At 40.7% G+C, this 12,221-nt stretch carries 9 protein-coding genes; 5 read left to right on the top strand and 4 right to left on the bottom strand.

All coding sequences use genetic code 11. The features are described from left to right. Position 1: 1 nt before the first annotated feature. Positions 2-931 carry a carbamate kinase gene (gene arcC / locus RV00_RS07650; protein WP_071862007.1) on the top strand — a complete coding sequence of 310 codons (930 nt, stop codon included), beginning with the start codon at positions 2-4 and terminating at the stop codon, positions 929-931. Positions 932-983: 52 nt separating this feature from the next. Here the strand turns inward: arcC and RV00_RS07645 are convergent, their stop codons facing one another. Both RV00_RS07645 and RV00_RS07640 read right to left on the bottom strand, forming a co-directional pair. Continuing rightward, a complete protein-coding gene (locus tag RV00_RS07645) occupies positions 984-1,421 on the bottom strand; it encodes a hypothetical protein (RefSeq protein ID WP_071862006.1) in 438 nt (145 codons plus the stop codon). A 150-nt stretch (positions 1,422-1,571) separates the two neighbouring features. Next, on the bottom strand, positions 1,572-4,136 hold the full coding sequence (locus RV00_RS07640) for a transglycosylase domain-containing protein (protein ID WP_071862005.1): 2,565 nt from the start codon (positions 4,134-4,136) through the stop codon (positions 1,572-1,574). 181 nt (positions 4,137-4,317) lie between these two features. On the opposite strand from RV00_RS07640, the gene RV00_RS07635 reads away from it, so the two are divergent. Continuing rightward, on the top strand, positions 4,318-5,268 hold the full coding sequence (locus tag RV00_RS07635) for a hypothetical protein (RefSeq protein ID WP_071862004.1): 951 nt from the start codon (positions 4,318-4,320) through the stop codon (positions 5,266-5,268). Between the two features lie 450 nt (positions 5,269-5,718). Further along, positions 5,719-7,629 (top strand): fibronectin type III domain-containing protein, encoded by a 1,911-nt coding sequence (locus tag RV00_RS07630; protein ID WP_071862003.1) that lies wholly within the window; start codon positions 5,719-5,721, stop codon positions 7,627-7,629. A 126-nt stretch (positions 7,630-7,755) separates the two neighbouring features. Here the strand turns inward: RV00_RS07630 and RV00_RS07625 are convergent, their stop codons facing one another. Further along, a complete protein-coding gene (locus RV00_RS07625; protein WP_071862002.1) occupies positions 7,756-8,292 on the bottom strand; it encodes a prolyl-tRNA synthetase associated domain-containing protein in 537 nt (178 codons plus the stop codon). 56 nt (positions 8,293-8,348) lie between these two features. Then, a complete protein-coding gene (locus RV00_RS07620; RefSeq protein WP_071862001.1) occupies positions 8,349-9,818 on the bottom strand; it encodes a helix-turn-helix domain-containing protein in 1,470 nt (489 codons plus the stop codon). A 408-nt stretch (positions 9,819-10,226) separates the two neighbouring features. Between RV00_RS07620 and RV00_RS07615 the strand changes: the two genes are divergently transcribed. Continuing rightward, positions 10,227-10,961: a WxL domain-containing protein gene (locus tag RV00_RS07615; RefSeq protein ID WP_071862000.1), complete on the top strand. Its 735-nt coding sequence runs from the start codon at positions 10,227-10,229 to the stop codon at positions 10,959-10,961. 106 nt (positions 10,962-11,067) lie between these two features. Continuing rightward, a complete protein-coding gene (locus RV00_RS07610) occupies positions 11,068-12,120 on the top strand; it encodes a WxLIP family cell surface protein (RefSeq protein WP_143141776.1) in 1,053 nt (350 codons plus the stop codon). Positions 12,121-12,221 lie beyond the last annotated feature (101 nt).

Here is a 12,221-nt window from a genome sequence, read left to right as displayed (position 1 = left end):
CATGTCAAAAATCGTAATCGCACTAGGCGGAAATGCGTTAGGCAACTCTGCCAATGAACAATTAACGAAAGCAGAATTAGCGGCCAAATCGATTGCCAATCTAATCTCTGATGGACATCAAGTCGTGATCGCTCACGGCAATGGCCCGCAAGTCGGTAAGATTCGTTTAGCCTTTGAAGAAACCAGCAAGACGGCGGAAGATACCATGCCGTTTCCTGAATGTACGGCCATGAGCCAAGGCTATATCGGCTATCATTTACAGCAAGCAATCGACGAGGAATTAGTTGCTCGCGGTTTGGCTGATATTCCGGTCGTTTCCATGCTGACGCAAGTCGTGGTTGATCCCAAAGACCCGGCTTTCGCTAATCCAACCAAACCCATCGGCGGCTATTATAGTGAGGATGAAGCAAAAAAATTGATGGCTGAAAGTGACGATGTTTATGTCGAAGATGCTGGCCGGGGCTGGCGCCGGGTCGTACCGTCACCTAAACCGGTGGATATTTACGAAAAGATCAGCTTGAAAACCTTAGTCGATGCGGGGCAAGTCGTGATCGCCTGTGGTGGAGGAGGCATCCCGGTGATTTATCAAGGGACTCGTTACAAAGGAGTCGATGCCGTGATCGATAAAGATTTCGCTGCAGCTAAAATGGCGGCACTAATCGACGCAGACGTATTCATTATTTTAACGGCTGTGGATCACGTCTTTGTCAACTTTGGCAAAGAGAATCAAAAAGCTTTGGAAAATACCTCAGTCGCTGAGATGAAGAAATATATCGCCGAAGATCAATTTGCCCCTGGCAGTATGCTGCCGAAAGTTGAGGCAGCCATTAATTTCGCGGAATCAAAAGCCGGACGCCGAGCAATCATCGCCTCATTAGAAAAAGCGTCCGAAACCTTAGGCGGTAACAGTGGAACAACCGTCCAAATGTAAACAAAAAAATTCCCAGTTATTTAGGTCAATCAACTAAATAACTGGGAATTTTCTATCCAAACTGTAAACGGACTTTCGCAATATCTTTTTTAATAAGTTCCTGCATACTTTCTTTATAGTCGTCCAAGATTAGGCTGTCTAATTTAGCTTGGATCGTTGGGATCAGCGCCGGCTTTGCAGCGACTAAGTAAGGCAAATAGAGAAGGCATTGCCTTACAACGGGAGCGTTAGGGTCATTTAAAATGGCAAGTAGTTCTAACAAATGCTTTTCAATGATCTCTTCGTTGTCCCACTTAGCGTTAAGCATGAAAAATTTAAAGGCACGTCCTCGACCACAAGCTTTTTCACATGTTAATGCGGGTAAAAAGAATGATAAATTATTCGCGTAAAGAGGGGACTCTTTACTAGCTGCTTCAATGACATGAAAAGTTGCCAACGCCTCTTTTGTATCTTTAGCGATCAATTGATCAAAAATTTCTTGTTGATCCATCTTCAGACTCCTTTCAAGCGATAGGAAAGGAGCTGGGATATTAATTTGTCTCAGCTCCTATTTCCGTATAAACGGTGTGACAGAAGTAGCTTCTTCGGAAATAAGCCGAAATTTCTTGAAGCTGAACACTTCTGTCCCAACCGCTTTCTCTTAATCTGCTTCCTCTAATTGTTTCTTCAACGCTTCAATTTGTTTGTCTAAATCCTTACTTTGATCTTTCGCATCTTGAATTTGATTGCTAACGTGATCCAAGGCGGAATTTTGCTCGGCCTTGGCGTGAGTGTATTCGGCTTCTTTGTTGCGATAAACATTATTGTACTGATCAGACAAGCTGCCACCAGAAGGTTCGACTTGCTGAATCAAGGCAAGTACTTGCTGGGCGTACTGATCGAAGGTCTGCCAATTATCTTGGGTATCCGTAACGATAATCTCGAAACGGCTCAAGGTATCGATTCGGTCAGAGATTAATTGATTGCTAAACGTAGAGGCCTCAGAAACCATTGGCGTATCTAATTTTGCCGTGGTCAGTTCATTCGCTTTTTGTTTAGCTAGCGTGTCTATATCTGTCGTAGCTGCTTGCAACGCGTTTTTCCGTGCCGCTAAGACTTCTTTTGTTTGACTGGAGCGAGTGATTAGCTGACCGTTGACATTTTGAACGGAAGAAGGCATTTGGAAATCCTTATCCTCTTTGCCATTATTTAACAAGTCCATCGTTTGTTTAAAAATGTCCTTCGTCGCTTGGCCGACGATCGCGTTGTCTTGCGGTTGCGGTGTATCATCGCCGATCCAAACTGCAACCGTATAGTAAGGCGTCGCGCCGACCGTCCATAGATCTTTGGCCTCATCGGTGGTTCCGGTTTTGACCGCCCAATATTTATTGTGGTCAAGAGTTAGTCCAGCAGCGGTACCACCGGGATCTTGATGGACCGCCTTCATGGTATCAATGGTTAAGTAGGCGGCATCATCGCTATACACTTTTTGCTGTGCCAAATCATTTTGATTGAAAATCTCTTGCCCATTGTCTTTGCGTTTAATTGTTTGGACATTCAAAGGCGTACGGTAATTTCCTTGATTGACTAAAGTCGCGATACCGCTGGCCATTTCTTGCGTCGTTGCGCCATAGGTCATCCCACCGACAGCAATGATGGGATTGTCATCGGTGACGTCCAGTCCAGTAAATTGCATTTGCGCTAAAGGTTGGTAGATCGGTTCCTTCAGCTCGTCCCGATTTTCCGAAGCTAGTTTATAGGCGACGACATTGGAGGAAATCGCCAAAGCGTTGCGCAAGGACAGCGTTCCTTTTGAAGCGTTGTAGACATTATTTGGATACGTATTGTTGGGACGATCATCAGAGATCGTAGAAGTCTCCAATAACCCGCGCTCATAAGCCGGCGCATAGGAAACGAGGGGCTTGATCGCTGATCCCGGTTGACGGAAGGATAAAAAGGCCCGATTGTAATGATTGCCTTCTTCGCCCCGACCACCGATACTAGCGACCACATCGCCGGTTTGATTGTCGATCACCGTCATCGCAGCTTGCTTCGTATAGAAATTATTGTCGCCCCGATCTTGCCAGGTGTTCATGACGTTGCTGACGATTCCTTGCAGCTGATCGTGAAGACTGGGATTAATATTTGTGGTGATTTGATAGCCACCAGAAAGGATCCGCTGATAAACTTTGTTATAAGCCGTTTTGTATTCTTCGTTGTACCGATCTTCTTCTTCTTTAGAATCAAACTGATATTGGAAACGGAAGTCCTGTTGGCCCATCAGCACTTTGGCCGCAGAATCGACGGCTAGAGCCACTTCATTGTTGTCTAATTGATTGTTCAAGGCATTTTGATGGACCTTAGCCGTGAAATCGTCCTTTACCGCTTGATCATATTGTTCCTTTGTAATATAACCTTGCGTCGACATTTGTTTTAAAATCAATTTGGCCCGCTTCAACGCATTTTTTTTATTATCTGTGGGGTCAAAGATGCCGGGGTTGTTGGTGATCCCAACGAGCGTGGCTTTTTCTAATAAAGTCGTATCGTTGATGGACTTGCCAAAGTAAACTTTGGCCGCTGCGTTGATCCCGTATGCACCGTGACCGAAGTAGACATTGTTTAAATAATATTCCAAGATCTGATGCTTTGAAAAACGTTTTTCTAAGGCCTGTGCCATGACCATTTCTTCGATTTTCCGAGAAATGGAGACTTCCGGCGTCAAATAAATATTTTTGACTAGCTGCTGGGTAATCGTTGAGGCACCACGAATGCCTCGACCAGTCGCCGCATTCACCGCTACTGTCAATAAACCTTGGGTATCCACACCATGATGTTCATAAAAACGCCGATCCTCAATCGCAACTAAGGCCTCAGATACTAAAGGGTCCATTTTTTTATAGGTCATATAATCACGTTCTTGAGTTTTTAATTCCTTAATAACTTGACCATTCACATCTAAAATTGTGGTGGGATAATGCTGCTTAAAGTCACTTTCTTGAATTTTTGCCGCATGCTCCTCACCGGCGTCAATCGCCGCCGTGACTTCTTTTCCATAACGCTGAAAGAAGAAGACCGTACCAGCGATGATGACTAAAAGCATTACCGCCAAAACGCTGAGAGAAATTTTGGTTGCTTTTGTCAACTTGCCTCGTTTTTTACCCCGCGATTTTTTATTGTCAATTGCTTCATGTTGTTTTTTCTGTTGGATGTCTTTTCTTTTTGCCATAATCCTGCCTATCCTATAAAAATCATTTCTTTTAGTGTAATAGAAAATGACTGCAATGACTATTAAATTCATATCTTTCAAGAAAAATTTAGATTAATTACTAAAATTTATTGGATTTTCGATAGAAAAGCTTGACGCTCGCAGCATTTGTCGCCACAATAAAGTGGAGATGAGGTGACCTATGAACACAGCAAAAAAATGGCTGATCTTCTGGGGCGTTCTGGCAGCACTATTCGTTGGAACTTTTGCAATCGTATTAAGTGGAAATTTCCCGCAATTTACGATTCCATTCAGTGTTTTCGCGAGTGATGACAAAGGGGAAAAAAAGGAAGAATTACCCAAGCTGCCGACTTTAGCTTTAAAAGACGTGAATGATCAAACCTTGCTGGCGACACAAACACAAAAAATCACTGATTTGAATCAAGCTTTCAGTGATAGCCAAAATTTTTCCAGCTCTCAAGGGATGGCAGATATATTAGAAAAAATTTATGGTCCATCGCAGGACAAGAAAAATCTTTTTGATTTTTATCGCAAGATTTATCCGATGGTTAGTTCGGATGAGAGCGGCTTTGTCAGTATCAGCTTGATTGGTTTTGGCCAGCGTTTAATAGAAGAAAAGCCCCAGATGACTCAACGTCAGCTCTGGAGCTTCACGGATACTAGCGGAACGCGACATGATTATACGGTTAGTCTGACTTTTAATGAGAAAGAATTGACCAGCCTAACAGCGGAGGATGGCAGTGATGCGAAATCTGTGATTACGCAAGCCGATACGTACTTAGATAAATCGGCTGATTTCGAGACAGCTTGGTCGGAGCTGGTTCGACGCGGGACCGATACACAGCTTTATCGACAAATGAAAAAGGCTGGCTTAGACAGCAATCAGACAGAATTCAAAGCACTAGAAAAGAGCATCAATGTGACCGAACCAGCAGGCTTCTTTGACTTATTTAAAGCAACCCAAGGGGATTTGGCCCATGCGTATCTGTCAGGTTTTTATCACACCAACACACCGACCGACGGACAATCGGATTATTATTTCCGCGTGCGGACCTCGGCAAAAGCCGTGACCAATTTCACGGTAGTTTATGACCGTTTACAGCAAAAAATTATTTCAATCCATAAACAATAATCGAAACAATCAAAAAGACAGCCCATTAATGGGCTGTCTTTTTATGTTTATCCGATCAATTTATTAAATAAAAATTTAAATATACGGAGCTTAGCGTTTATTGAAACAATTTTTTATCATAATCTGAATAATATATATTTGTTTTGATGGATTATGGATATTTATTACAAAAATTGTTATATTCTAGGCAACAGGAAGGATTAGAAAGGTCAATTTCCTTTTGAAAGGAACTGAGAGAGGTTTTTCTAATCAAGTTTAATAAACTATTTTCTTGTTGAGGGGGTGGTAGATGCAACTCTGATTCTGTTTTTGGCCAAAAACAATTTCCTAAAAAGCTACATTAAGAAGGCAATGGATTGGTAACCCATCTTGCCAGCAGTAGCGTTAATATTCAAGCAAAGGGTTATTTGTGGTGGTTATTAATAGGCATTAACAGAAAAGGAGAAAGAAATGAAGGGTAAAACATTCACTAAAAAACTATGGAGTGTGTTTTCGTTGGTAATGATGCTGTGTATGACGGTCACTTCTTTAGGGATACCGGCCGAAGTATTTGCGGCAGATAGTGACACGCCAGCAAATGTAGCAGCTAAATATAATAAGGACCAAAATTGGACGACGATCGAATTTGATAAGGTTGAAGGGGCCGAAAGCTACAATGTTTACCGGGCAGAGACGCAAACGGGTCAGTTTGAACGAATTCAAACACTAGCCGGCAATAAGACCTTCACTGTTGATGATTTTATGAAGTTGGAAGTTGAAGGGACATTGAAGGCCGATTATCTTTACTACTACAAAGTCTCAGCTGTAGTGGAGGGGAAAGAGCAAACAGCGACTGCGCCAGTAGCCAATCAAGATGTAACTACGCAATCGACGGAAACCAAAATTGACGAAGCAGTAGATGCACCGCAAACGGATGTCGAGGCCGACACTTATGGTTCATCAAAGCATAAAACAGGATGCGATGGCAAACACAGTGGTCGGACATGTAACAATAATGCTGGAAAGCATGACAAGGATTGCGATAAAAACCACAGCAACGGTCGGAAATGTAACACTAACAACTGGAAACACGACGACGATTGTGATAAAAAACATAGTGGCAAGAATTGCAACAAAAATAATTGCAAACATGAGCCTGACTGCGATAAAAATCATAGTGGCAACAATTGCAATAACAACAATTGTAAACACGATCCCGACTGTGACAAAAATCATAATGGCAACAACTGTAACAGCAACAACTGGCATCACAAACCAAATTGTGACGAAAAACATAACGATAAAAACTGTAACAACAATTGGAAACATCATGACGATTGCGATAAAAACCATAGCGGCAAAGAGTGTAACCATAACAATTATAAAGAAAAATGGGATGCTGTTAAAAATGTTTGTGTGACAGAAACACAACATCATTGGTTAAAACTTAGCTGGGAATCAAAAGGCAGCAATGCTGAGTACAAGATCTTCCGGGCAACCAACAAATGTAATGATTACAATTCCGGCAATTTTAGAGAAATCGCGACAGTTACTGGAAAGACAACCTACAATGACATCAAATTAAATCATAATACTACTTACTGCTACAAGGTTATGGTGAAACGTCCGAAAGTTTGTCCATATACGATTGAGACCGTTAGCAGTTCAAATGTCGGTAAATTCACGGTTTGCGGAACTACCTTGAATCCAAATATCAAAGCAAAGGCGGTTTCTGACAAAGCGATCAAAGTTACTTGGACAAATACGAAGAGCGACAACGGCTCAACACGTTTTGCGACTAGCTATACACTGTATCGTAGTAAGACAAATAATATCAATCAGGCAACTGCCATTAGAGTTAATGGTAAGCAAGATGGTTCTGAAATGACTTACTTAGACGATTGCTTAGACCAATGTACGACCTACTTCTATTGGGTGAAAGCGAATTATGGTCAATGGAGCAACTGGGTCAGCCCACAGTGGGGCTCAAGTTGTGCTACGACGTTGAAGAAAAAAGAAATTGGTAATGGATTGAGAGGCTGCATCAAAAATAAATTAATGTGTGGCTGCATTCCAACACGTTACTACGGAGCACAGATTTTCTTAGGTACCCAAAACCCAAATTCATTGGATTATACAAAAGTACGTGTTTATCGCAGAACTAGCGGTTGCGGCTACGGTTCCGCTTACAAGACCATTGACGTTCGTTATGCGAAATATATGAACGGTTCTTTTGGAAGAGGGTATTATCTTGACTCAGGGTTGAGTGAGGTGTGCTTATCAAGAGGAACTCATTACTTTGCGATTCAAGCTGTTGGATTTGATTGCGGCAAAGAAATTACGGGACCAATCAAAGAAATCGGCTGTGTTTCAGTCAGATAATTAAAAAGTGTTAGGTTAAGGGGTTAAAAGTGTTTAAAAAATAGAAACAACCGTTTTTGATCTGTTTTAATAGCAAGATCGTCCATTTAAAAAAGTGTTGGGAGAGGGGTCTCCTAACACTTTTTTTTAATCGATAAAAATAGCTTCATGACCGGTATAAGGTAAGAATTTTTCAAATAAATCTTTCGTTTTCAGCTTCATGTAATTGGTTACGGACCCTGAGCTGCAGCCATACCATTCCCGCTCAGCAACCGATTGGTCAAAAACTAACTGAATCTCGTGATCTGAGTCTAGCAATAAACCAAAAATCGTTGCTGCTCCAGGGATAACGCCTAAACGTTCCTTCAATAAATCAGCAGAGGCAAAAGAGACACGAGGGATTTCCAATTTTTTACCAAATTCTTTTGTAACAAACTTAAAATCCGCCGGAGTGATGTAAAGATAAAACTTGGTCTTTTTCTGATTGCATAAAAAGATAGTTTTGACGACTTCAATGCCTAAACGATTGTCGATATCAATGCAATCTTCCATTGTCAGCGCTTCCCCAGTGGCTACCTGATGGAAAGGAATCTTCAATTGAACCAATGTTTCGTAAGTTTTCTTTTCCAGGTCGGAACCAAATTCGCTGGGTGCGCTAGTGTGCATTTCGCTAACGTATACCATAGCAGCCTCCTTGTTGTTTGTGATAAATACAACAATACCTTTTTTTAATCAAATTCTCAACTCAAATTTGATTTTTCTGGTGGTAATTCCAAGTCTTTTTTGACTATTCGCTCCAAAACGGCTTCGATCTCTAAATAATCAGTCTCTGATATTTTTGAACGAATGATCGCAGATTCTTGATTCTCAGATAAAAAAGCTTTGAACGAAGGAGAGGTGCCAATAATTAATTGAGCCTGCGAAGGTTCTTCCACAAAAGTCAAAAGATAGCGATTTTTAAAATGCAAATCGATCTTTTCTTGAATAAAGGTGCTAAATAGTTCACTTAGCTCAGAAAAAGCATAGACCGAAATGCGTGGAAGGCAATTTTCTAATGGGAAAAGAGCCACACAAGTCAACAAAGAGTAGAGACGCAACTGCCGGCGATCGTATTCTGGTACTGCTTTGACAAATGCCTCCCAGAAAGCATGAAAACGGCGGTAATAATAAGGATACTGGTTTCTAGTTGCTTTCAGATCGACTTTTTCACTCACCCCATCTAAGAAGTGATCGTCTAACTTAAAAAACTGATAGGAAACGTAAAGTTGTTTCAGTTTTCTGGTGACAAATCTCTGTTCCTCTGAATTGAGGGGGCGGAAATACTGTTGAAAAAGTGTCATCCATTGCTTCGCAGGATAATCCACATAGAATTTTTGTTCCGGATCTTTTGGTTCCAATTCAAAATGATTTAAGTGCGAGCAGTACAAAGCATAGAGAAAGAATTTCCACTCATTGAGACTGAAAAATTTTAAATAGGCTGGTTTTTTCGGGAACCGATAGGGTTTAAACCAGCTCTTTTCAGCATCATTGAATGACAGTTCGGCTTTTTTACTTAAGGATTGTTGCGTAATGTAAAGCCAAAAACTGATCATCTCAATATTGGTTGGATTGTTTAGAATTTTCAGACTATTGGCGATCTCTTTGGCTAATCGCAGATATTTCTCACTATCTTTGACCGGTTCGATCTGTTGAAACTGGTGATGCAGACCGCGAGAAAAAATATAGTAAAAGCGGCGAATATCGATTTCTCGTCCTTTTAAACTAATTTGGGCAGAGCAAGAAATATATAAGTGATAGTGAGCAAGCTCTTGGTTAATTTCTTTTATTTTACGCCGTAATGTCGACTCACTAATAGTTTGATCCATACAAAATTGGATCGCAGAAAGCTTTCGCTCTGCTAAGACCTTTTGTAAAATCACAAAGGCCAAATCACTTTTATATAAATACGTGATCAAGGATTGAAGGTTAGTAGAAGAACGCTCTAACTGAATGCCGCGCCCGTTGTTCATCCGGAGATTCAAGGAATAGCCGTCTTCAAAATAAAGATTATAAATAATCCCTTGCAGCTCTTTGCAATTCATTCGAATTGTTCCGAGACTGGAGTGTCCAATCTTCATTTGCAACTCCTTTAAAGTAATGGGTGTTTGCAAGCAGTCTAGGATCTCAATTATTTGTAATTTTAACAGCGTATTCTTATCCATTCCCAACATTCAGAAAACCTCCTATCAACGTTATTAAATCATCGCTCTTAATATAATAAAACTTATTGTCAGTAAATACAAATAATTTCCTAATAAGTAATAAAAAGTTAGTTGTAAAAAGACGAAAAAATAAATAAGATTCCTTTTTTTAAATATCAAAACGCTATTTTTATAAAAGCTTGAAATTTAAATAGACAAATAAAAGATTTTCTTTAAAAAAAGGGTATTTTTTTATGTCGGGAGTCATTCGTAATAGAACGCGATCTTTGGTAAGTGTTCGACGCTTAGAATGGCTAAACATTCTTTTTGACCAGCTTAACTGCGTTTTTTAATAGCTAAGTTTAAAAGTATTTGCTCACAAAATGAACGTGAGATAGAGCGAATATGTTTAATAAATAGAAACAGGAGGAACAGTACATGAAAAAAATGAATTTGTTGTTGTCTGTAGTGGTTTTTGTTGGAACTTTAGGAGCCCCGCTTAGCGCTATGGCCTTGTCTGATGCGGAGTACACCACAAACGGAATGATTACTTTCGAGCCTTCCGAAGAGGAAACAAAACCGGTCGATCCTACCGATCCTACGAAACCGATCACTCCAATTGATCCCACTGATCCTAATGGTCCTGAGGAAGGAACCGCAGGCCCCTTGTCGCTTGACTATGCTTCTAGTTTGGATTTTGGAAAACAGAAAATCACTTCATCAAAGCAGGTTTACTATGCGAAAGCACAGACGTATCTCGATGGAAGCGGACAATCAAAGACTGGTCCCAACTATGTCCAAGTAACTGATAATCGCGGAACCGAAGCAGGCTGGCAGTTACAAGTTAAACAAAATAGTCAGTTTAAAACCATGGACAACGAGGAATTAACAGGTGCCCAAATCACTTTCAAAAACGGGACAATAATCTCTGCTTCTGAATCTGCAAAACCAACTGGTGTAGCGATGATCACAGTCATGCCAACGGATGAGTTGACGGATGTGATGATGGCGTCAGAGGGACAAGGAGCCGGGACCCATCTGTTGACTTGGGGAAATGACCAAGCAACGGCCGAAAAGAGTATTGAATTATCTGTTCCGGGTACGACCACAAAATACGCGAAGAAATACGAAACTACTTTTACTTGGGTGTTAGCAGATACACCTAAAAATTAATCAATAAAATAAGAGGTGCGATCAAACGCCTCTTATTTTTTCGAAGGGAATCGTGTGTATGAAAAGGTTTTGTCAATGTGGAATATTAAGTTGCTTATTTTTATTCATGTGCCTGGTAGGGGATAAAAGCGCTGCGGCAGAATTTCATTTTTCGGTGCTACCACAAATACCTGAAAATCAAATTGATGCGACGAACAGTTATTTTGATTTATTGCTGCAACCTGATCAGCGGCAAGACTTAGGGGTAGTGTTGCGGAATGATACAGATAAGCCAGTAGTCGTGGAGGTTGGGGTAGCTAGCGCCACTACCAATAGCAACGGAGTGGTGGAATACAGTCAGAATGCGATCAAAAAAGATGACAGCTTGATTTATGATTTAAAAAAGCTAGTCGAAGCTCCTAGCGAAGTGACTATCCCGCCTCATACTGACATCAAATACGCTTTAACTGTACATATGCCAAACACGAGCTTTTCCGGCATCCTCGCTGGAGGACTTACCTTCAAGGAAAAAAGAAGCGAGACGACGAATAGACAAAGATCAAATCAAAAAGGATTAGCAATTGAAAATGAATATTCCTACGTTGTGGCTTTGTTGATGCGGCAGCATGAAGAAGAGTTAGCACCAGATTTGAAATTAATCAAGGCCAGCGCTGGACAAGTGAATGCTCGTAATGTAATTCAAGCCAATTTACAAAATCCCAAGGCTAGCTATCTGAATCAATTGGTTTGTCAGACGACGATTACAAAGTTGAATTCAAAGAAAAAAAGCTACAGGAATACTCAAGCCGATCTGCAAATGGCTCCGAATTCCAATTTCAACTTGACGATACCGATAGAAGAAGCCTTGGATTCGGGTAAATATGTGATTCGAGTTGAAGCCTATAGTAATCAAGCTGAGAGCGGCGATTTTTCTTTAAAAAATAATGATAAAACTGAAAACTATCACTATCATTGGTCACTGCAAAAAGAATTTGATGTAAAGGCCGAAGAAGCCAGTAAATTGAATGCTTCAGACGTAACGATCAAGGAATCGGATGATGCGTTCTTTGATTATTTACTGGCTGGGTTGCTTTTTTTAGTGGGGGTTTTATTAGGGCTGATTCTTCTTTTAGGCAGGCAGCGAAGATCAATAACATCCGAACGTCATAGCCGGAAATAGCGGAAAAACCATCTGAGTGGCTGTATTTTGTTCACATTTTCTTCTAATGGTATTTTTTCTAATTTGTTTCTGGAGTATAATGGAATAATAAGACGAAAAGG

Source organism: Enterococcus devriesei (assembly GCF_001885905.1).
GTDB classification, from domain to species: Bacteria; Bacillota; Bacilli; order Lactobacillales; family Enterococcaceae; genus Enterococcus_A; species Enterococcus_A devriesei.
Note: the sequence above shows the minus strand (reverse complement) of the source record. Positions and strands in the feature narration are given on the sequence as shown.